Here is a 21,514-nt window from a genome sequence, read left to right on the forward strand (position 1 = left end):
GTTCTAAGTTGTATATAGTTATGCATACAAACTTAGCACGTTGTCTTCCCTTCATCCCCCGTTCTTCGTGCCATACAAACTGCCATCGGGCATGCGAGTCCCAGTCAAGATTGCCCCTGTCATTTTGACCATGATGCGATCGCTAAATCCAATTCGAGCACCACTCAAGTCAGCGCCACTCAAGTCAGCGCCACTCAAATCAGCCCCAATCAAATTCGCCTCTCTCAGATCGGCGTTACTCAGATCAGCCTGAAGTAGATTCGCTCGAAACAGGTTTGCTTTCTGGAGATTCGCACCGTTTAAGTTGACATTGTGTAGAAATGCGTCGGTCAGGTTAGCCCCGCTCAGGTCGGAGTTGCTCAAATTTCTACCAGATAGGTCTTTTTCTCGCAGGTCTGACCCACTCAGGTTTGACCCACTCAGGTCAGGAGCCTGTGGTTTGGGCTGACGTGGAGCGGGCTGATAGGTGTGGTGAGCCGAAGACGAATGAGCTTGCGCCGAGCTAGGAGGCTGAGCTTGGGAGTGAGTTGGGGATGACTGAGACTGACGATAGGTTGACTGATTAGTTCGGGATGGACTGTGACGAGACTGCTGCGACTCAGAAACGGGCTGCTGGTCGCGAGGCTGCTGGTAAGCATCTTGTCTATAAGTAGAAGCAGTCTGGTTGTTAGAAGCAGTCTGGTTATTGGATTGGGAACTGGTTGGGGGCGGCTGATAGTAAGGTCGGGGCGGTGGCTGGTAGTAATAGCGAGGATGGATAGGTTCGCGTCGAGCTTGCGTCTGGGTGGTTTGAGATGAATTGGACGAGCTGGACGATTTGGATTGGCTGGATTGGGTACTGTGGTGCGATCGCAACCGATCGCGCGCCTGGTTAATTTCCTTCAGCTTTTCCTGTGCCTTTTGCAGCAAACGTGGGTTGTCTTGCGGAATGCGATCGGGATGCCAGATAAAAACCAAATCCTTGTAAGCCTGGTTCACTTCTTCCAGTGAGGCTCCAGGCTCCAGGTCTAGCACTCGATAGCAACGCTCCAAGTCGTTCTTTCTTAACAAGATATCACCACCTTTCGCAAGCCATTGGACTTACATTAATCCGAAGTAGCCAAACATGAGTTAAATAGAATACTTCCTTTAGAAGTCGGACAGGATTATGCCCCTTGCAAGCAATTTTGGCTCTGATTGCCAGTTGAGCAACAGCCCTGTCTTACTGTTGCAAGCAATGTCTTGATTTTAGTATGGCTGGCTTATCGATCGCCTTTTCCACTCTTCCCTATTACAGCAACTTTCGTCAAAACGAGCCTCATTCTATGGAAATTGAGCATAGCTGCGTAAGCCTACTTCCATAGTCGTGCATTATCCTAAACCTCTGGTTCTAAATTCGTAGGTTGGGTGAAGCAAAGCGGAACCCAACAGTCCCTTGACTGCGACTGGTCTGACTGCGACTAGTCCTCACGCCCCCACCTCACCTGCATCTAAAACTAAACTGACTCTCTCTACAAAATCATGTGCCTCCAGGCTCCATCAAAGCTGACCTTGGTGAATAGGAGGTCAGCCTAGCTAGCCATGAAGCCAGCCTAGCTAGCTACGAAGCCAGCCTACTTAACTACGAAGCCAGCTTAGCCAGCCACTAAGCCAGCTTCACTTACTGGGAAGCCAGCCTAGTCAGCCACTAAGCTAGCTTAGTCGGCTACGAAGCCAGCCCAGTTAGCCATAAAGCCAGCTTCACTTACCGTGAAGTTAGCCTAGCCAACCGTGAAGTTAGCCTAGCCAACCGTGAAGTTCGCTTAGACGACCACGAAGCTGGCTCACCTGACGTGTTGAATCAAGTTCACAGCAGTTAGAGATCAAGCGTCTAACGAATCTAATTCGTAGCCGCAGGAATCAACCTGCCTTGCAGACTACTGAAGACCCAGAACTTATACGGAATCCGTTTCGTAAAGAAGCACTATTGGGTGTACGGGCGAAGCATTCGGTCATAATCCTTGCCACTGAAGCATGATTCTTTTGCCGAACGCTTCGCCCCTACCGCTACCGCTACTTTACAGATGGTATTTGGTCTTACAGCCATTTTCGGATGGGTAAGCCCTAGCGTAGGGGCAGTTCGCGAACTGCCCCTACGCTAGGGCTTGTGGTCTATCCAAGTGGTGCTGTAACGAACCGAAGCAGGTTGGTTCTGTTTCAACAGCGGCAGTTCCAACCGCCAAAGCTTGGTGCGATTCAAAAGTCGGCTTGCAAAATAGCTTCTCCGCGCCGATACAGTTCTCGCGCATACTCCGTCCAGGTGCCCTGACCCCAATAGCGAAAGCAACTAGTCTGCAACAGCAGATTGTGCAGCAGCGCGTTACGGTAGCGGGGTTGCCGGGTGAGCGACGGATCGTCTGCCAGCAGCGGATCAATCGTCTGGTGAAATAGGGCACTGAGTTGATTCATTGGCGTGAGGACGTTTTCGTAGCCTTTCACCCAGCTCAGGTCGTTTGTCCAGGAGCTACCGTCCATATGAAAGTTGGGGTTATCTTGCTTGAGGCGGGCGATCGCCCCACTCACTGCCTCTGGACTAACCGCGTCTCCAATCTGCTGCCAGATCTGGTGCTGACCCACTGCCTGACAGGCAGGATAGTCTGCTGGTTGAACCCCTGCCGCCTCAATTAGCTCCAGATATTCAGTCCCGTTTAACCCCACTACGCCCGTTTTGCCGCCGCCTGACTGCCTCATGCCATACCAAGCATTCTTAAACCCAGAGGGAAACTCGTTCATCATTACGCCGCCATTCTCGCCATCGCCAATCTGCGACACCAGTGGTGGAATCGTCACCCCGCCCAACTGCTGCCGAGACAGCGTTTTTGCCTCATAGTATGGCTGCATCTGCGCCACCAGCTTGGTGTCCGAACCCTGAGTCTTAATCAGAGCCGTGATACTGACTGTCTCGCCATGAGCATTGCGGGCAACCAGACGGTGAGGCAAGTGTTTGTTAGACAGCGGTTGCCCCTCCAGCGTTTCTACGGCGTGTTCCTGCACCAGCAGCCAGCAGTAGCCACATTCCTTTAACGCTTTGACAAACTCATACAGGGTGTCGGGATGGTTGGGTAGGTGCATCTCTGGCGGTGAGAAGCCCTTCACACGAGCCAGCGCATCCCAACCAAAAATTGCGGCAAAGTGATGCTGCCACGCCTGGATGTGCAGCTTCAGGTCAGGAATCGGGGTAGAAGGCGCAACGGCATGGCTCCACATGGTTCCCAGCCATTCCACGTAGGGCTGGTAGGTCGGGTCACAGGCGACACGCTTCAGGTTCTCTAAAATGTCGCCCCTGCCCATTTGCCGCAGTCCCCACAGCAAATTGCCGGAGTAGTCGAGCATGACGCGAGGGTTGCAGCCCTGAGACACCAGTTCGGGAATAAAGTCGGCGATGCGGGAATAGCACCAGGAAAACGGACCAGCGTTGTGGTTGTCGCCTTCGTGGGTGTGTTCAAACATATATTGCAGATGCCCGATCAGCTCACCATTTGCACCAGCGGGAACGGTGGGCTGATGCATGTGCAGGGCGATCGCAAACGCCGCTGAGACATCCTCTAGCCGAATATTGGTACGGGGCAGGAAAACAGGCTGATTTTGCTGGGCCACCTCCTGCACCTGTGACTCCCAGCCGCAGATGTTGGGCAAGCCCTCAATCAGCTCTGGAAAATCGGCTGAGACGGATGGAGCAGTCTGGATAGAAGCCATAAGGATAAACCTGTTGAGTTATTGCTGATTTAGATAGAGAAAAGCTTCCACCTCGGCAGCCGTGGGTTGAGCGGCGATCGCCCCCGCCCGCACTGTGGTCAATGCCCCTACCGCACTAGCATAGGTGACAGTTCGCTTTGCCTCATCAGGGTCACTGAGCGACTGAACTCCGTTTTGACAAACCTGATGCAAGAAACCCGCTACAAAGCTGTCTCCGGCTCCGGTGGTGTCTTCTGCCTCGATTGAGAAAGCGGGCAATTTCCCCTCGTTTTCACTCAGGCAATAGGCGCTGCCTTGGCTACCTGCCGTCACTAACACGCCTTCCACATCATCTAGTCTGTGAGCGATGATGCCTGGATCTTGCGTATCAAACAGCCATTCGGCTTCCTCGTCAGAGAGTTTGAGGAAGTCAACCCGCTTGATCAGGTCTTGAATGGTTGATCGGGCGGCTTCTGGGTCTTGCCAAAACATTGGTCGCCAGTTTACATCGACTATGATCTTGACGTAATGCTGCTCTGCCAACTCTAACGCCTGCTCGATCGCCTGCCGCGTTTCAGGATAGGCAAGCTCTAGTGTCCCTAACACCAAAAAATCGGCAGCATCAAATAAGGAAACGGGCAAGGAATTTGCCTGGAGGCGAGTATCTGCAAACTCAGCCGTGTCGCGATCGCCAAACCCAGCAAAGATGCGATCGTTGGTGTCAGTCCGAACTACATAGATCTCACGAGTTGGGGCGGTCGGGTGGCGCTGAATGCCAGTTCCGTCTACGCCAATCTCTTTGAGCAAATCGACCAGCGTTTGCCCTGGCTCATCTTCACCTACACAGCCAATAAATCCAGCACTGGTGCCTAGTTTTACCAGTGAGCAAGCAACATTTGCAGGTGCGCCGCCGGGGTAGGGAGTCCAGGAGGTAACTTGTTCGAGCGGTCGTCCAGGTTGATCAGACAATAAGTCAAATAGAATTTCGCCGAGACAGAGGACACGGGGGTTAGTCACAGCTATCAATCTCTCTTAAACCTCATCCCAGCCTATCAGACCGATTCTCGTCGCGCTTTAGGTGAATCACATTTACGGAAAGTTTTTCGGTTTTGGGTTTTGGTTTTGTCAGAGGAATTTAGCTAATTGCCTGCTATACAAAAGTACTAAGCAATGTTAAGGTAATCTCCGAAGCAGAGACGTACTTCCTTTCAAAGTGTGTTTTTAACTCAGATTCAGACTTTGAATTTGCGGCTCTCATCAGCTTCTAAGCTGGGTTTCAAACTTTAGTTTCTAAGTGGTGAAAGCTAGGTACTTAGCCGCTTGAGGGCGATCGTAGAATTCAACAAAACGAATCATGTTTTCTCCAAACAAGCAATGCATCGCCCTGATCTCGGTTCATGGCGACCCCGCAATTGATATTGGCCGGGAAGAGGCTGGAGGGCAGAACGTTTACGTTCGTCAGGTTGGCGAAGCTCTATCGCGATTGGGGTGGCAGGTTGATATGTTTACCCGTCGGGTTAGCCCCGATCAGCCTGCAATTGTTGAACACACTCCCAACTGCCGCACGATTCGCCTGACTGCTGGAGCGGCTGAGTTTGTTCCTAGAGACGAACTGTTTGAATATCTGCCAGCCTTTGTGCAGGAGTTTCTCAACTTTCAGCAGCAGGCGAAGACCTACTATCCCCTTGTTCACACCAACTACTGGCTGTCATCCTGGGTTGGAATGGAGCTGAAGAAGTTTCAGAAAATTCAGCAGGTGCATACTTACCACTCAGTTGGAGCGGTAAAGTATCAGGCAGTTGACCAGATTCCGCCGATCGCCTCTACTCGCTTAGCTACCGAAAAAGCGTGCCTGGAAACGGTGGAGCGTGTCGTGTCAACTAGCCCTCAGGAACAGGAGCATTTGCGATCGCTCGTCTCTACGAAAGGCAACATTGAGATCATTCCCTGCGGCACGGATATTTGCAAATTTGGCTCCGTTTCTCGCGCTGAAGCACGGCAGCAATTAGGCATCGATCCCGATACAAGGGTCATTTTCTACGTAGGACGGTTTGATCGCCGCAAGGGAATTGAGACACTTGTGCGGGCAGTGGGACGTTCTCAACTGCGCGGCAAGGAAAAACTAAAGCTCATTATCGGCGGTGGCAGTCGTCCTGGACATAGCGATGGCATTGAGCGCGATCGCATTGAAGGAATCGTCGCCGAGTTGGGCATGACTGAATTCACCCATTTTCCTGGTCGAGTCGGTGAGGTTGAACTACCGATCTACTACGCTGCATCGGATGTTTGCGTCACACCAAGCCACTACGAACCGTTTGGGCTAGTGGCGATCGAGGCAATGGCTTCCGGTATTCCGGTAGTAGCTAGCGATGTGGGCGGGTTTCAGTTCACAGTGATCCCAGAAGAAACGGGGCTGTTGGTTCCGGTGAAAGATGACGCAGCGTTTGCAGCAGCAATCGATCGCGTTCTGACCGAACCTGGACTGAGCGATCGCCTGAGTCGAGCTGCCCGTACTCGCGTCGAGCAATACTTCAGTTGGGATGGGGTTGCCTCCCAACTGAGTGGTTTATACAGTCGCTTACTGATCAATCAAATGGCTGGCGAGAAAACCAGCCCATCTGTTAACTCGGTTGCCAGTCAGTTATCTAAAGAGTTAGATCGGGCTACAGTTTCCGGTTCAAAGTGAGTTTCAAAACTTTCCCGCTCCTCGATTTGAGGCAAAGCAGGCTGATTTACCGTTAGTCGAGGGAGGCGATGCTTAAAGCTGCACAAGATTTCCCAGGAAATCGTATTCAGTAGGGTTGCCCAGTCGTCTGCTGAAATCTGTTCCTTGCCATCTTGCCCTAATAGGGTGACGATTTCCCCTTCCTGTAAATCGGGCAGGTTCGTTACGTCCAGCATGAGTTGATCCATCGTAATCGCTCCTACCTGCCGAACCCGCTGTCCTCGAATCAGTACGTTCATTCGGTTAGACAGGTTGCGAGGAATGCCATCGGCATACCCAATCCCAATGACTGCGAGTGGCATCTGGCGATCGGTAATGAACTGATGTCCATAACTAACGCCTGTTCCAGGTTGAAGCGCTTTTACTTGAGTCACCCGCGCCTTCACTTGCAGTACAGGTTTCAGGTCAACTTTAGGCTGAAGGTGAGGGGCTGGGTGAAGTCCGTAGGTCGCCAGTCCAACTCGCACTAAATCGTAGTGTAAGTTCGTGTCAGCTAGAGTCGCAGCAGAGTTTGCCAGATGCAGCCGGGGTAAGGAAATGCCGGTGGCATGGATTTGGGCGATCGCCTGCTGATACCGGGCTTGCTGCTGCCGCATCACTGTTTCATCAGGATCATCTGCCGTTGCCAGGTGGGAGTAAACGCTGGCAATCTGCAACTGGGGCAACCGCTGCACCAACTGTGCAAACTCAGCCGCTTGCTGCCAGGGTGCGCCCAGCCGAGACATCCCTGTATCTAGCTTCAAGTGAACTGGAAGTGGAGAGCGTTGAGCAGATTGGTTCTGAGAACGACTTAAGGTTTCAGCACAAACCAAAGCTTGTTTGGGCGTACCGAGGGTGGGCTGAAGCTGCCAGCGAGCGATCGCCCGTACCTGTTCTGGCGTATTTGTTGCCCCTAATAGCAAAATTGGAGCCGTGATCCCAGCCTCTCGCAGTTCAATTCCTTCTGGAATCGTCGCCACTCCCAGCCAGGTTGCGCCATGTTGTAAAGCGGTTTGGGCGATCGTTATGGCTCCATGTCCATAGGCATCAGCCTTCACTACCGTCATTAGCTCGGTTCCAGGTGATAGCAGCCGCTTTAACTGCTGCACATTATGAGCCAGCGCAGCCAAGTCAATTTCTACCCAGGCTCGCTCTCGCTTCATCGAAGCAACACTCGAAGATTGCTCCCAACTCAACATCTCAATTTCCTCCTCTGTCACTCACACCAATCACCACTCACACAAAATGTAAGAGGTCTAAAGAATTTCTTCTACAACCCGGACAGGGTTGCTATATTTACCTACGAATGTCAAAGATTGTAAACACCTGGAAATTTCGTATCTACTTCGGTCGGGATGATCCCAGCAATCCCCCAGAATTTGGCTGTCCGTGTTACCATCTGTGAAACCCTCTTCTCACTGAGCCATAATGGGCAAGGTATTGGTGCTGAATGCCTCCTATGAGCCGCTCAACATCACGAGCTGGCGACGGGCGGTTGTGCTGTTGATTAAGGGAAAAGCAGAGCAAGTCGAGCATAATGGCAAGATAGTTTATGCTGAGTTGCCTCTGCCAACGGTGATCCGGCTTCGTCACTATGTGCGGGTACCCTACAAGGAAATTCCTTTAACCCGCCGAAATCTCCTCCACCGAGACAGTCATTCCTGTCAATATTGTGGGTACACCGGAGATGACCTGACGCTAGATCATGTGATCCCGCGGTCGCGAGGCGGGGGAGACTCCTGGGAAAACATTGTCACTGCGTGCGTACGTTGCAATGTAAAGAAGGGCAGTCGCACCCCCAAAGAAGCAAACATGCCGCTGCGGCACCCTCCACACAAGCCCTACAGCGGACTTTACTTTGAAGTCACCAAGCACATCAAGAGTGGCGTACACCAGGAATGGCAGAAGTACGTCATCGGCATCTAACGGGAATTTACTTAGGCTAGTCTACAGCATAGGTACACAGCGCTACTTTAGCCGCATCAGGGTTGACTAAGTTGCTCTTGCACCCCTTTAACTGCCGGAACACTTAATCAAATTGGAGATTAAGTTGTGGTTAAGTTGCAAGGCGGCAGAAAAGGATAGTTTCAAACCTGTGATAGATGCGGTTTCAGTCATAGGATACGGGATTTATTCACAAAAGCCGCCATTGATATGCTCCTAAAGATGAGGTGTCAGATTTCTTTTTTTTTGCGAAGATCGTAAATGCAACTAAAAATATTAACTGGGCTGTTGCTAAGCTGAAACATTACCTTGCTGAAAGCGCCAGCCCGCTTTTTTTACACCTGTACTTATGCAATCCAACTCGCTCATCTCTAGTGATGGATTATCCACAGTGACAGAACCTAACTTGAAAGGTTCTAAGTCAGTGAGCCGGGTAGTTGATTATGAAGACGTAGAATATTCGGGAGTAGAGATCAGTCAGGCACCTCTAAACTCTCCAGGACGACGGTTCTCTGAACAGAAAGTAGAAGCATTACGACAAGTCCTGGAAAAGCGTCGGGGCGATCGCCACTTGGTAATTCTGCAAGACTTTCCAGATCCTGATGCGCTTTCCTGTGCTTGGGCATACAAGCTAATTGCACAGCAATTTGGCATTCGCTGCGATATCGTCTACGCAGGTACTTTGAGCCATCAGGAAAACATTGCCTTGGTCAAGCTCACGGCCTTACCTGTACAGCGTTGGTCAGTGCAAGCTGCTCGCGAGAAAGACTTTTCGGTTTACCAGGGATCTGTTTTTATCGACAATCAGGGCACCACGACTCAATTGATGCCTCTGGTGCAGCAAGCGCATATTCCTGTGACCGTTGTGATTGATCACCACAGTTCCCAGGGAGATTTGGAGGCGGAGTTTTCGGACATTCGTTCTCAAACTCGCGCCACTGCAACAATCCTGACCCAATATCTGCAAGCTGGTCTACTTAAGTTAGACAACAACAACGGGGAACACATCAAGTGTGCAACTGCCCTGATGCACGGTTTGCGGTCTGATACAAATCGGTTGATGCAGGCTCAGGAAGAAGATTTTCTGGCAGCAGGTTATCTCAGTCGATTTTATGACAGCCAGTTGCTCAACTCTGTGCTGCAGGCTTCTCGCTCCAAGCGAGTGATGGATGTAATTGAGCGGTCGCTCAGAAACCGCATTTTGCAAAACAGCTTTTCAATTGCTGGGGTTGGCTATTTGCGCTACGACGACCGAGACGCGATTCCGCAGGCAGCAGACTTCTTGGTGACAGAAGAAAACGTGCATACGGCTGTCGTCTATGGCATTGTCCATGATGAAGATGAAGATCTGGAAGTTGTAATTGGCTCTCTCCGCACCAGCAAGATTACCCTTGACCCTGACGAATTCATTAAAGAAGCGTTTGGACAAGACACGCAGGGTCGCTTTTTTGGCGGTGGACGAGCGATGGCGGGTGGCTTTGAGATTCCGATGGGCTTTCTTTCGGGCTTCAACGAAAATTCTGAATACACCCGAATCAAGTGGGAAGTGTTTGATGCTCAGGTCAAGCAAAAACTGCTGAGGCTAGTTGACCCAGAAGAGGGCGTAATTCGCACAGCTTAATGTTTAGGTGGTTTGATGAGCGTGACTGAATCAACTGAGCCGACTGAACTTTACCTGATTCGCCACGGCATTGCGGCAGAGCGAGGCACCTATCAGGAAGATAGCGATCGCCCCCTGACTGAAGTGGGGCGACACAAAACCACAAAGGTCGCAGAACGGCTGTACGAATTAGGGGTGCGCTTCGACCTGATTTTGACCAGTCCGCTGGTACGGACAAAGCAAACCGCCAAAATTCTGCAGTCTGTGGGATTGAGCGATCGCCTGGAAGAATCAGACGATCTCGCCCCAGAAGGAGACTTCGCTCACTGGCTAACCTGGCTCAACCAATGGCAAGCAGGGGGGGCGCGATTGGCGCTGGTGGGACATCAGCCTGATTTAGGAGATTGGGCAGAAACTTTGATTTGGGGTGAGTCTAAACAGCAAGTTGTTCTCAAAAAAGCAGGAGTGATTGGCTTGCTTCTACCCGAAGCAAAAACTCCAGTGGGACAAAGTCAGCTCTTTTGGCTCACACCTCCCAAATTTTTGCTTTGATTGAGCAACTGGCACTACGGCCAATAGCCTATCAAGACATCCTCTGCACAAAATCTAGCAGGTGGTGCGCCATTTCTAGCTTGCTGCACGGAGTGATCGTCTGCTTATTGCCTGATTTGTCCAAAAAGATTGCCTGATTTTGGTTGCTACCAAAGCCGCTATCGGGTTGGTCAACTGGATTGGCAGCGATCGCATCTAACTTCTTGCGCTGCAATTTTTCTAAGGCAGGGGGGAGAATGTCGCCCGTCTGGGCCGCGAAGCCAATCAAGCGTTGATGAGGACGTTTGCGATCGCCTAAATCTGCTGCAATGTCAGGTACGGACGATAGCGGCAAAGTAGTGGGGAGCGATCGCTTCGGCAACTTTATAGAGCTATAGTCAGTTGGCTTCACATCTGCCACTGCTGCCGCTAAAATCGTCCAGTCCGCATCCGTAAAGTAATTCAGCATCGTCTGGTGCATCTCTGCGGCGCTGGTAACAGGAATCATCTGCACCCCTGATAGATCAGCTAGCACCTCAGCTTCCATCGGCGCGTGAACTAACGTCACCGCTCCACCTCGATGCAGCGCAGCTTGTGCCAGAGCAACTCCCATCTTTCCAGTTGAGGGATTGCCAATAAACCGTACAGGATCAAAATGTTCACGGGTGCCGCCCGCATTAATCAAAATTTGCTTTCCAGTCAAATCTCGTTTGCCGCCAGTGTGTAGGAGCGATCGCAACTGCGCCAAAATTTCACTGGGTTCTGCCATGCGACCGTTGCCGATGCGATCGCACGCTAAAATTCCTGCTGCCGGACCAACCGTGTGATAACGCCTATCTGTCTGCACTTGCTGCCAATTTCGCTGAACAGACTGCTGCTGCCACATCTCCGTATTCATAGCTGGAGCCAGCAGCACCGGACAGGCAGAAGCCAGGACAGTATTGGTCAACAGATTGTCTGCCAGACCATAGGTGAGCTTTGCCAGGGTGTTTGCAGTGAGGGGGGCGATCGCAAATATCTCTGCCCACTCGCCCAGTTCAATGTGTAGGGGACGGTGGTGAGTAGGATGCCAAAAGCTTTGGTCAGTATAGGCTGGGTGGCGGCTAAGGGTGGCGATCGTCAACGGTGTAATAAATTCCTGTGCCGAATTAGTCAAAATTGCTCTAACTTCAGCCCCAGCTTTTGCCAGCGTCGAGATTATTTCACAAATTTTGTATGCAGCAATGCCGCCGCCTACCCCGATTAGAATTCGCCTGCCCTTGATTCCCTGGATGGAATTGTCATTTGTCATGTGTCACTGGTCATCGATTAGTTGTAACAGCAGCCTTGAATGGTAGAGGTAAACGGTCTCAACTCAACCTACAATTCAAAGATCTGTCAGTCAATTAGAAGCCAAACTGAATGTGCTTCAAGATTAAAACAGGGCTAACCGCGACACTCAAAGAACTGCTTCATGCGGCGCGATTCAATTTTCTACAAGCTGTTTCAGCAATCCCCCACACTTTCGTTTGAGCTTTTGTCTCAGCCTCCCACCAATGCTGAAGCTTATCGATTTGACTCCGTGGCAGTCAAAGAACCGAAATTTGAAATTGATGGCGTATTTCTGCTACCGGAGGATCAGGACATAGGAGCCGTTTACTTTTGCGAAGTTCAGTTTCAGAAGGATGAACAGCTTTACGAACGCATCTTTGCTGAATCTGCGCTGTATTTCTACCGCAACCGTGCCCGATTTAACGACTGGCAAGCGGTAGTCATTTATCCCTCACGTAATGTTGAACAAAGCGACTTGCATCCCCATCGAGGGCTGTTAAACAGCGATCAGGTGCATCGGGTGTATTTGAATGAGCTAGGCAATATTCGTCAGTTGCCGCTCTGGGTAGCAGTAATGGTATTAACAACGGTAGAGGAAGCTCAAGCTCCAGAGGAAGCCCGACATCTACTGAGTCGAACCCGTGCTAAGTTATCTCAATTAAGCAGCCATGCAATAATTGAGATAGTCACAACCATCATGTCCTACCGGTTTGAGCACCTAAGTCGAGTAGAGATAGAAGCAATGCTGGACATCACGCTGAAGGAAACTAGGGTTTATCGGGAAATTAAGGAAGAAGGGCGACAAGAAGGACGGCAGGAAGAAGCTGCCAACTTAGTTAATCGACTGCTGAAGAAGCGGTTTGGAGAATTTCCTGATGAATTACGCTCAAGTGTCAGCAACTTGCCGCTACTAACCCTAGAAATGTTGAGTAAAGCATTATTAGACTTTACGAGTGTAGTTGAGTTACAGGCTTGGTTGGAGGAGCGATCGCACTAGCTGCAAGCATGTGCTGATTGATTTCTGGGTAAACAGCTTGTACTACTACAATGAAGAGACGAGTTTGTCTAAGACCTCGACTGTTTAGTCCTTTCTATACCTGATTTAGCTCATGCCTCCTCGTTGGCCCCGTGAACCCGATCGCAACGATCCTGCCTACCGTAAGCTCGATGATCGGATGAACTTTGCAATCCACGTTGCAATCTTTGCCGCCACAAATTCTGGACTTTGGTTTGTCCGTACGCTCCAATCTCAAAACTGGCCTTGGACGGTTTGGGTGACGGGTGGGTGGCTGTTGCTGTTAGTGGTCCATGCGGTGTACATTTTTGCGATCGCCGACTATTCCAACTCAACTGCCTCAGACAAACTACCCAAATCCTCCTAGAGCAAGGCGATCGCCCTTCTAGAGTGCGTTAGGTTAAAGCTATGACTGAGTAGAGTATTGTCTCTGCCCAGGCAGACGAGTTAGGTAAACTGCAATGGCTTACTCCGGCACAACAGAAGCGATCGAATCGCTAGCAGCAGAAATTGGTGAAAATATCTACATTGATGTTGCAAAATGGCACCTCTATCTCAGAGATGCCCATTTACACACACTTCTGGCAGAGCGGTTTTATCCGATGCTGACAGATAGCAAAATTGATGAAAGCAAGGTGACAGAAACGCTGAGAAATATCCCCGTAAAGTTAGGCGGCGGTAAGCGTGAACTTCCCTTATCTGATCTGCTGCCTTCCTCGGTTCAAAGCAACTTAGTCGAGATTCTGGAAGAATATCAGCGCAAGCTCTAGAAAACTTTAGTAGGTGAGCTTAGAAAGATGTAGGGGCTTGGCATCGCCAAGCCCCTACATATTTATTCTTCTTCGACGTATTCTTCCTCGTCCTCGTCCTCACTCATCGGTGCTACAGAGGTCGCTGAGACTGCAACGCCCATCTCTAGCTTTTCACGCACCTTTTGCTCAATTTCTTTGGCAAATTCAGGCTTTTCCTTAGTGTACTTGATGGCGTTGTCGCGACCCTGGCTGATGTTTTCGCCGTTATAGCTATACCAGGCTCCCCGACGTGCAATGACCCCAGTTTCTTCTGCCAAGTCGACTAGGCAACCGTAAGTAGAAATGCCTTCACCGAAAATGATATCAAACTCAGCAATGCGGAAGGGTGGAGCAACCTTGTTTTTGGCAACTTTGACTTTGGCACGAATACCAAATTCTTCTGTCCCTTTCTTCAGAGTTTGAATTCGGCGGATGTCTAGCCTGACCGAGGCGTAGAATTTGAGCGCATTCCCCCCCGTTGTGGTTTCGGGGTTGCCGTAAGAAATGCCGATTTTCTGGCGCAACTGGTTCAAAAAGATGACGCTACAGCCAGTCTTGCCGATGTTGCCCGTGATCTTGCGGAGCGCTTGGCTCATCAGCCTGGCCTGCAAGCCTACGTGAGCGTCACCCATTTCCCCTTCAATCTCAGCTCTGGGTACGAGCGCCGCAACAGAGTCTACTACGACCACATCGACAGCAGTAGAACGCACGAGCTGATCGACGATTTCTAGGGCAGCTTCACCTGTGTCGGGCTGAGATACCAGCAAGTTCTCAATGTCTACCCCTAGCGCTTTGGAATAGGTGGGGTCGAGGGCGTGTTCTGCATCGACAAAAGCGGCGATGCCTCCTGCTTTTTGAACTTCGGCGATCGCATGAAGCGCCAAAGTCGTCTTACCCGAGCTTTCTGGGCCATAGATTTCGATTACTCGTCCCTTCGGTAGCCCTCCACCCAACGCCAAATCGAGCGTCAAGGCACCACTAGGAATTGTTTCTACTTTCATACGGGTAGCGTCACCCAACCGCACAATCGTGCCCTTGCCAAAGGTGCGGTCAATCTGGTTAAGTACCAGATTTAGAGCTTTAGTTTTTTCAGAATCTTCACTGCTGGTTTTAGCCATTAGCGCCTCAAAACGGAATGTGTGGAGAGTACAGGGGGTCAACAGAATCTATAAGGAAGCAAGTCTATATTCAAGGCTTCCCTTCCACCAGGCAAGATGCAAAAGGCGGATGTAAATTGAAATTGGATATGAAGTTGGAGGTGTTGGGGTGTGAGGTGGAGCAGCAATGTAACGGCTTAGAGTTGCACTATGCAATCCAGCTTACTGTCTGATCTGCTCAAATCTGGTTACGCTGTAAACAGTTGGCTCTTGTCCATTGTAAGACATTTGAGCTTTAATTGCATACAAATGTACTAGCTAATATTCCAGAGTGAAATGCCGTGGAAAGGGCTGCATTGCTGCTAAATTGGTGCCCAACTCAAACTAATATCCAAATATTTCTAAGTTTGTAAGGAGGAGAGAAATTTCCACTAGTTACCTTTTTATTTCTAATACCTGATTTCGGGTAAAAAGTTCAGCAAAAATTTAGTATTGGGGCTGTCTTAAATTTTTCAGAACCACACGTGTTATGAGGAGTGTTCCCTCAAGATTCAGGTTTTACACATTGCAGAGTACAGTGCAGATTTCAACCTCTTATCAAGAATGACAACTAATCTTCCCAATCTGCTTGTTCCTGATACAGCACTGTCAGTGGCAGGGCTGACTGCTTACATTCAGGAATTGCTGGAACAGGATAACCAGTTGCGTCAGGTTTGGGTGACAGGGGAGGTATCGAGTGCCAGTCGCTATCGCAGCGGGTTGTTTTTTACGCTGCAAGACCCGGATGCAAAGGCAGCAATTAGCTGTGTGATATGGAATAGCCAATTAACCAAATTAGCAACTGTGCCTGTTCAGGGGGAGCAGTTCATCATTTTGGGTCGCATTCATGTGCATCCCCAACGGGGTAACTATCAACTCATTGTTTGGCAAGCGCTTCCAGCGGGTGAGGGGTTGCGGGCATTGCGCTATCGGCAACTGCGGCTGCGGTTGGAAGCGGAAGGGCTATTTGACGCTGAGCGGAAACGTCCTTTGCCGGCTCATCCGCAAACGATCGCCGTGGTCACTTCACCGCAAGCGGCTGCTTGGGGCGACATTAAACGGACTTTGAAGCGTCGCTATCCAGGACTGTGTGTGTTATTTTCTCCAGCATTGGTTCAGGGGGATCAAGCTCCAGCTTCGATTGTGAATGCGATCCAACGAGTTGAGCAGGACGGGCGAGCAGAGGTGCTGATTCTATCGCGGGGTGGCGGAGCAATTGAGGACATGGCTTGCTTTAATGATGAGCGGGTGGTGCGAGCGATCGCCACCTGTCCGATTCCTGTTGTTGCCGGGATCGGGCATCAGCGGGATGAGTCGCTGGCTGACCTGGTTGCAGATGTCTGCGCTCACACGCCGACTGCCGCCGCAGAGCAGGCTGTGCCGGAGCTAGCAGATTTGCTGAGTGAGCATCAAGAGCGGGTCAATGCACTCGCTCAGGCAATTGAGCATCGGCTCACCGCTAGCTATGACCATTTGCATCGGCTGCGAGAACGGTTGCGACGGCTCCAGCCCGATCGCCAGATCCAGCGAGAAACCCAGTCTATTGCCTGGATGCGTCAGCGCCTACTGCATGGAACTGCCCAGCAGCTTCAGCAGGCAAACCAGCATTGCCAGCTTTTACGCCAAAAGCTAATTACCCTAGATCCTAAGGCAGTTCTGCGGCGCGGTTATGCTGTTGTGCGAGAGACAAATGGGAGCGTCGTGCGATCCTCCGCTGAACTCACTTCTGGACAAGACCTGACGGTACAGCTTGCTCAGGGACAGATCAAAGTTAAAGTTTCAGAAATTTCTAGTTCAACCCATGACCCACAGCATCAGGACTCTCTATGAGCGATTTAACTTCCCCTGGAACTGCCTATTCCAAATCCAACTTGAATTCTAAAGCGATCGCCTCCGATTCCCAGACTCCTCAAAACTGGAGTTACGAGCAAACAGTTGCCCAAATTGAGGCAATCATCACTCGGATTGAGTTAGGTGACCTGGAGTTGGCCGACGTATTTGAGCAGTTTGCCACCGCCGTTGAGCATCTGCGCGAGTGCGAAATTTTTCTCTCTCGCCAGCAGCGGCAGATGGATGTGTTGGTTGAAACGCTGATGGATGAGCCAGAAGGGTTCTAGGCAATACTGCCTCGCTTCCTGGCTTCTTTATAGGAAGTGCCGATGCCGCGCAACCCGGCACGGATCATTTGCTGTTCGAGTAGAGCAAAGAAGCGGGCGCGATCGCCTCCCCTAACCACAGCTTGATTATGTGCTTCAGCTAGCGCTACAGGATAACCGTACCCTTTTTGTACTTGAGTCAGTGTCAGGCTTAGGGCAATGTTGAGCAATTCTGCATCTTCTGCAACCCAGGCAGGAACTTCTATCCGAGCAACTTCTGAGCCGACGTGGGCGTAGCAGAAGTAGATAGCGTGATCTCCGTAGAGATCCAGGATTTTAGCAGAGCTGCGCCAGAGAGGACTGCGCTGACCGGGGCTGAGTAACAGTAACCACAGAGCAGTGTCGCGCAACGGCGCAAACACTTGGCAGGGAGCCTGTTCTGTTTGTCCGGGGCAGCGGGTGGCGCAGTCGGGTGTGTCGTAGGGGCAGGTGTGCAGCCGCAAAAAGTTGAGTGCTTCACCGCTGCGAGAGGCGCTGAGATAGCCAACTAATGGAATTCTCGCTGCTTTGAGCTGATTCCAGGCGTGGAGAATTGGAGGAAGAATGCGATCGCGGGCATCCGCAGGCAGCGGCTCTAGAAACCAGTGAATCAGCGAACCGTCTACCATTGCCAGAGTCGGTGGGGGTTCATTTGACAGCATTGACAGTTGCAGGTGTGGTGAAGCAACTTTGCTGACTAATTCCCGACTTTGAATTTCTGTTCCCGTAGCCAATTCTGCCAGCACTGTGGCTTCTGAGACAGTTCGCCGATAGCCCATCCATTCTTCAGTACGAATTCCCCACTGGCGGGAAATGTACAGGTCTTCAGGACGGTAAAACACTTCCGGCAGACTGTCTAGCAGCGGATGGCGATTTTGAGCGTAGTGCAGCACAACCCGACCAACGTTGATCAGATAGCAGTAGGCAATTTCATGATGGCTGGGGGCAATCTGCGACCCATCAGTCGCTAGAACTGTGTGGATATTAGGTGCAGCGGTCAGATCAATTCGAGTGTCGAGGGGTTCAATCGGTTCCGCAGCCGCAAACCCAAGGCGATCGCCCCAGGTTTCTTGTAGTGTCACTAGTTCTGCCTGGTGACTTCGCGCCTGCTCTAGCAACTGCTGCGCCAACTCTAACCGCTGTCGTGTTGCAGCCGCCTCATGGGAGAGATGCTGGCTAATATCCTGCATCTGTCGCGCCAGTTTGATCAGGTCAAGCATGAAGGGATCGGTTGAAGAGCAGTAAGTATCATTTGGGGATCATTTGGGGATCACTGGAAATGCTGGAGAATGGCGATCGCCCTGCCTGGGTAGAATCGTAGCCCAACTTGAATTAAATTAGTACAAATGTCTCTAATTAATTTGCTTTAATTAATTTGATGGTTTCACCCAAATTCGATGTACAGATTTGCAGCAGCTTTTGAATCTGAACCGATTGTGTTTGGCGCAGCGAAACCCGGAGCTGCTGAACAGCAAGTTTTGCAATGGGTTCAGTTTATGCAGCAGCAAGGGATTCAACGAGTTTGCTGTTTACTTCCACAAAAGCAACTAACTCCGTATCCAGACTTGTTAAACATCTACCGACAAGCATTTGGGGAAGGTAAAGTACTGTGGGCACCTGTGAAGGATTTTCATTGGGTTGAACCAGAAATGCTCACCCGGAAAATTCTGCCGTTTTTAGCTGAAGCTGACCAGCAGCGTGAAAAGGTGAGCGTTCACTGCTCTGGTGGTGTGGGACGCACGGGGCACATTCTCGCTGCTTGGCTGGTGTTTGGACGAGGATTATCAAATAAGGATGCGATCGCCGCTGTCAAAAGAACCGGGCGCAATCCCTATGAAGCGGCGATCGCTCGAACGCTGATGGGCAGAAATCCCTGGAAAGGAATCTCTCAGTTGAACGCTCTTTTGGATTCTTGCCGTTAACCCAACACTTAAAAAAGCGGAAGAAGGGTTGAACCTTACTCCCGCTTGAAGTTTGAATCGCAATGCTCTGTGATCTCTAGTCGAGGAAGCCCATGAGTCCTTCGGGCTGGTCGATCTCGTTAGAGGCGACCGGGCGATTGCCGGGGAGGTGGCTACCTCTCATCAGATCGGCGCTGCTGGCGACAATGGGGCGATGTCCAGGCAGCGTATCGACATCCAGTACTTCAAAGTCATTGGCGAAAACGGGGCGATGACCCGGAAGGCTGTCAACGTCCACAACCCGCAGGTGGCTAGCAGAAATTGGGCGGTTGCCTAGCAGATAGCCTGAAATCTCCAGCTTGCTAGCAGCGATCGGGCGATAGCCTGACATGCTAAGGGCATTTTCAACTTCGATGTCACTAGGACCAATGGGGCGGTTAGCCAACTCACCCGATGGACGAAACTGGATCTGACTTGAAGATTTGTTTGATTCAGACTGTCCAGATTTAGTGCCATGGTCAGCCCCCTGTGAATCATTGTTAGATTCAACCGCCGTGGTTTGAGATTCGTTTTCGCTGCTCATCGCTCCCTCCTTTAGTTCCCCACCGTGTCCATTTTTTGTATCGGTTTCAGTAATACTCATCAATCAAATCCTTGGGTGCCTTATTTCAACGGGCGATCGCCCGTTGCATAGCTGCTCGATTAGACTTTTTGGAACGTATTTCTACCGATTTAAACCTTTTAACGCTTTTATTGGCGGCAAAGCTGCACTGCGATCGCAAAGATCCCACTGACTTGGCCTGAAGTTATTCTATGAAAGTTTTCGTAATAATTTAATAATTCAATCTAATTTGTTGATTTGAAGTTATTTACTGACAAATAACTTAATCCAATCACACAAGACTTACCATTCCCTGAGAGCGTTTGCTACTCCACCCTGTAGCGCTTCTGGCAGATTTGTGTCTTTCGCCATCATCTTTAGCTGCTCATGAGCAGCGTCCGGGGCAAGTTGCTTGAGGGCGGCGATCGCGTGTAGCTGTACTCCTGGATCTGACTCTGACAGCAGCCTGATCAATGGGTCTAGAGCCTTAATTTCGCCTAAATGTCCTAAGCTAAGGGCGATCGCTTGTTTTCCTGGTGACTGCGGCGAGGACTCAGAATCAAGCAAAGTGATCAAAATTTCCGCTGCTTGAGGCTTTAGCGCTGGATCTTCCACTTTTCCGAGAGCGGCAATCATTTCACGATAGACCTCTGCCGAAACGCAAGGCAGAATGGACTGAATTTTTTTGAGAACGGTTGCGGTCATGCCCCAGCTTAGCGATCGCACAATTTCGATCTGCAAAGCTGAAGGGGTATGAGGGGAGTGCAGCACGTCAGCGAGAGCTTGGGCTGCGGCAGGATTACTCAATCGTCCTAGGGCGATCGCCGCTTGCTGACAGACCTGCAAATTCAAATCCGCTAAATGAGGAATCAGCAGATTGACCAGGTCGATCTCGGCTTGCAGGTTGGCTCTCAAACCCACAGCAATTACTGCCTCTCGCCGAACTGCCGCTGCCGGATCTTGAAGCGCATTGACCAACACCGGAAAGACACGCGAGTCGTGAAAGCTGCTCAACGCCTCAATTGCTGCTGCACGAATTTCGGGCTGCGCGTCATTTGTAATGCTGAGCAAAGGGGCGATCGTTTGGGAATGGCGAATGCGGGAGAGCGATCGCACTGCCAAAAGCCGAAACTGCTCCATCGACAGCAGTTCTGTTAGCGGAGCAATCGCCTGATTGCCCAAATTTGCTAGAGCTTCTGCAGCAACCGCACTGAGTTCTCCTTCAGCGGTTTTTAGCAAACTGATTAAAACCTGAACTACGACAGGATGGTCAAACTCGCCTAGGGTTCGCACAGTAAACCAGAGCAATTCCCAGTCAGTGTCCTCGTGCTCAAGAATCACAATCAGGGGAGCGATCGCCTTTGTGCCAAAGCGAGGCAAGAGTTTCGCAACATCCCATCGCGTCTGAAAATCCCCTTCTATAAATAGGTCTAACGCCAGATCAAGCCATAGCTCTGGATTGATGCCGTCTTCTGGAGTTGCCCAGCCATACTGGTTTGCCAGAGCAGACAAAGGCGGAGAACAGTTGCTCCAAGAGTGACTAAACTGCGTGTCGTTTTCAGCTGTATCTAGCAAACTTAGTATTCCTTAAAATCTACAAGACCATCCTGTCAATCGAGCATCAGGCTAATGTAGTCACTACATATTGAAATAGGTTTTGTAACTGAGTATACGGTTCTACCGTGCCAATCTAAATACCCTGTCACTCAAAGAATTAGAAGTCTAGTATTCACACTCGATTTTTTGCTTTTAGTTAACTTTCGCACATTGTGGTTTGAATTGCTTCCCGCATTAAAGTAGGAACCCTTTTGAGAAAATTTGGTTGCTTTTAATACTAATTTGTTCTTCAAGGGTTCTAGTTGTCACTTACGTAACACCCCTATTTAAGAATATCTTGGCTTGCTGTGGTGTGTGACCTTACTAAAGGTTGATTCAGACCTTGAACACTTTTCCTACAATGCAGCCAAATTGATATTGAAAGAAGCAAACGCACATCTGACTGATCTCTGCATTTTGTGTAGCTTTGGTAAAGCAAACTACAGAATTAAGCAAAAAAACAGCGAAAATTTTGCTCTCTATCCCTTGGAATCAGATCAATGTTAGTTAAACAGGTCGGGAAAAGCTTGATTTGAGAGGGTTTTCAGCCGTTGAT

At 50.4% G+C, this 21,514-nt stretch carries 20 protein-coding genes; 11 read left to right on the forward strand and 9 right to left on the reverse strand.

Features of this window, described 5'->3' with window-relative positions; genetic code table 11:
* Positions 1 to 51: 51 nt before the first annotated feature.
* From H6G00_RS07305 to H6G00_RS07315, 3 genes are all read right to left on the reverse strand, one after another.
* The gene (locus tag H6G00_RS07305; protein WP_190796234.1) at positions 52 to 1,050 is read right to left on the reverse strand and encodes a pentapeptide repeat-containing protein; all 999 of its coding nucleotides are present in this window, start codon (positions 1,048 to 1,050) and stop codon (positions 52 to 54) included.
* Positions 1,051 to 2,214: 1,164 nt separating this feature from the next.
* Positions 2,215 to 3,714 (reverse strand): glycosyl hydrolase family 57, encoded by a 1,500-nt coding sequence (locus tag H6G00_RS07310; RefSeq protein ID WP_190796235.1) that lies wholly within the window; start codon positions 3,712 to 3,714, stop codon positions 2,215 to 2,217.
* A gap of 18 nt (positions 3,715 to 3,732) precedes the next feature.
* Positions 3,733 to 4,710 carry a PfkB family carbohydrate kinase gene (locus tag H6G00_RS07315; protein ID WP_190796236.1) on the reverse strand — a complete coding sequence of 326 codons (978 nt, stop codon included), beginning with the start codon at positions 4,708 to 4,710 and terminating at the stop codon, positions 3,733 to 3,735.
* Between the two features lie 337 nt (positions 4,711 to 5,047).
* Between H6G00_RS07315 and H6G00_RS07320 the strand changes: the two genes are divergently transcribed.
* Positions 5,048 to 6,379 (forward strand): glycosyltransferase family 1 protein, encoded by a 1,332-nt coding sequence (locus H6G00_RS07320; RefSeq protein ID WP_190796237.1) that lies wholly within the window; start codon positions 5,048 to 5,050, stop codon positions 6,377 to 6,379.
* Here H6G00_RS07320 and alr read toward each other — a convergent pair.
* Entirely contained in the window at positions 6,331 to 7,596 is a 1,266-nt protein-coding gene (gene alr / locus H6G00_RS07325; RefSeq protein WP_190796238.1) for an alanine racemase, read from the reverse strand. The two genes, H6G00_RS07320 and alr, sit on opposite strands and share 49 nt — an antisense overlap.
* 229 nt (positions 7,597 to 7,825) lie before the next feature.
* On the opposite strand from alr, the gene H6G00_RS07330 reads away from it, so the two are divergent.
* The 3 genes from H6G00_RS07330 (at position 7,826) to sixA (ending at position 10,493) form a co-directional block, all read left to right on the forward strand.
* Positions 7,826 to 8,323: an HNH endonuclease gene (locus H6G00_RS07330; RefSeq protein ID WP_190644816.1), complete on the forward strand. Its 498-nt coding sequence runs from the start codon at positions 7,826 to 7,828 to the stop codon at positions 8,321 to 8,323.
* Positions 8,324 to 8,690: 367 nt separating this feature from the next.
* Positions 8,691 to 9,962 carry a bifunctional oligoribonuclease/PAP phosphatase NrnA gene (locus tag H6G00_RS07335; RefSeq protein ID WP_190796239.1) on the forward strand — a complete coding sequence of 424 codons (1,272 nt, stop codon included), beginning with the start codon at positions 8,691 to 8,693 and terminating at the stop codon, positions 9,960 to 9,962.
* A gap of 21 nt (positions 9,963 to 9,983) precedes the next feature.
* Positions 9,984 to 10,493 carry a phosphohistidine phosphatase SixA gene (gene sixA, locus H6G00_RS07340; protein ID WP_347278155.1) on the forward strand — a complete coding sequence of 170 codons (510 nt, stop codon included), beginning with the start codon at positions 9,984 to 9,986 and terminating at the stop codon, positions 10,491 to 10,493.
* Positions 10,494 to 10,524: 31 nt separating this feature from the next.
* On the opposite strand, the gene coaBC is transcribed toward sixA, so the two are convergent.
* On the reverse strand, positions 10,525 to 11,763 hold the full coding sequence (gene coaBC, locus H6G00_RS07345; RefSeq protein WP_190796241.1) for a bifunctional phosphopantothenoylcysteine decarboxylase/phosphopantothenate--cysteine ligase CoaBC: 1,239 nt from the start codon (positions 11,761 to 11,763) through the stop codon (positions 10,525 to 10,527).
* A gap of 162 nt (positions 11,764 to 11,925) precedes the next feature.
* On the opposite strand from coaBC, the gene H6G00_RS07350 reads away from it, so the two are divergent.
* From H6G00_RS07350 to H6G00_RS07360, 3 genes are all read left to right on the forward strand, one after another.
* Positions 11,926 to 12,780, forward strand: coding sequence for an Rpn family recombination-promoting nuclease/putative transposase (locus H6G00_RS07350; RefSeq protein WP_190796242.1), 855 nt, complete (start codon positions 11,926 to 11,928; stop codon positions 12,778 to 12,780).
* Positions 12,781 to 12,892: 112 nt separating this feature from the next.
* A complete protein-coding gene (locus tag H6G00_RS07355) occupies positions 12,893 to 13,165 on the forward strand; it encodes a 2TM domain-containing protein (RefSeq protein WP_190796243.1) in 273 nt (90 codons plus the stop codon).
* Positions 13,166 to 13,259: 94 nt separating this feature from the next.
* Positions 13,260 to 13,568: a DUF3181 family protein gene (locus H6G00_RS07360; protein WP_190796244.1), complete on the forward strand. Its 309-nt coding sequence runs from the start codon at positions 13,260 to 13,262 to the stop codon at positions 13,566 to 13,568.
* A gap of 62 nt (positions 13,569 to 13,630) precedes the next feature.
* Here H6G00_RS07360 and recA read toward each other — a convergent pair whose 3' ends face one another.
* Positions 13,631 to 14,707: a recombinase RecA gene (gene recA, locus H6G00_RS07365; RefSeq protein WP_190796245.1), complete on the reverse strand. Its 1,077-nt coding sequence runs from the start codon at positions 14,705 to 14,707 to the stop codon at positions 13,631 to 13,633.
* A 582-nt stretch (positions 14,708 to 15,289) separates the two neighbouring features.
* Between recA and xseA the strand changes: the two genes are divergently transcribed.
* Together xseA and xseB are read left to right on the forward strand one after the other, a co-directional pair.
* Entirely contained in the window at positions 15,290 to 16,555 is a 1,266-nt protein-coding gene (gene xseA / locus H6G00_RS07370; RefSeq protein WP_190796246.1) for an exodeoxyribonuclease VII large subunit, read from the forward strand.
* A complete protein-coding gene (xseB, locus tag H6G00_RS07375) occupies positions 16,552 to 16,842 on the forward strand; it encodes an exodeoxyribonuclease VII small subunit (RefSeq protein WP_190796247.1) in 291 nt (96 codons plus the stop codon). The genes xseA and xseB overlap by 4 nt, the downstream gene beginning before the upstream one ends.
* Here xseB and H6G00_RS07380 read toward each other — a convergent pair.
* Positions 16,839 to 18,080: a DNA double-strand break repair nuclease NurA gene (locus H6G00_RS07380; protein WP_190796248.1), complete on the reverse strand. Its 1,242-nt coding sequence runs from the start codon at positions 18,078 to 18,080 to the stop codon at positions 16,839 to 16,841. The genes xseB and H6G00_RS07380 overlap by 4 nt on opposite strands.
* Positions 18,081 to 18,257: 177 nt before the next feature.
* Here H6G00_RS07380 and H6G00_RS07385 point away from each other — a divergent pair, with 177 nt between their 5' ends.
* Positions 18,258 to 18,782, forward strand: coding sequence for a dual specificity protein phosphatase family protein (locus tag H6G00_RS07385; protein ID WP_190796249.1), 525 nt, complete (start codon positions 18,258 to 18,260; stop codon positions 18,780 to 18,782).
* 76 nt (positions 18,783 to 18,858) lie between these two features.
* On the opposite strand, the gene H6G00_RS07390 is transcribed toward H6G00_RS07385, so the two are convergent.
* Positions 18,859 to 19,404, reverse strand: coding sequence for a hypothetical protein (locus H6G00_RS07390; protein WP_190796250.1), 546 nt, complete (start codon positions 19,402 to 19,404; stop codon positions 18,859 to 18,861).
* A gap of 11 nt (positions 19,405 to 19,415) precedes the next feature.
* Here H6G00_RS07390 and H6G00_RS07395 point away from each other — a divergent pair, with 11 nt between their 5' ends.
* The gene (locus tag H6G00_RS07395) at positions 19,416 to 19,565 is read left to right on the forward strand and encodes a hypothetical protein (protein WP_190796251.1); all 150 of its coding nucleotides are present in this window, start codon (positions 19,416 to 19,418) and stop codon (positions 19,563 to 19,565) included.
* A gap of 100 nt (positions 19,566 to 19,665) precedes the next feature.
* Here H6G00_RS07395 and H6G00_RS07400 read toward each other — a convergent pair whose 3' ends face one another.
* Positions 19,666 to 20,937 carry a HEAT repeat domain-containing protein gene (locus H6G00_RS07400; RefSeq protein ID WP_190796252.1) on the reverse strand — a complete coding sequence of 424 codons (1,272 nt, stop codon included), beginning with the start codon at positions 20,935 to 20,937 and terminating at the stop codon, positions 19,666 to 19,668.
* Positions 20,938 to 21,514: the final 577 nt, after the last annotated feature.

Source organism: Leptolyngbya sp. FACHB-541, assembly GCF_014695875.1.
Lineage (GTDB): Bacteria > Cyanobacteriota > Cyanobacteriia > Elainellales > Elainellaceae > JAAUTN01.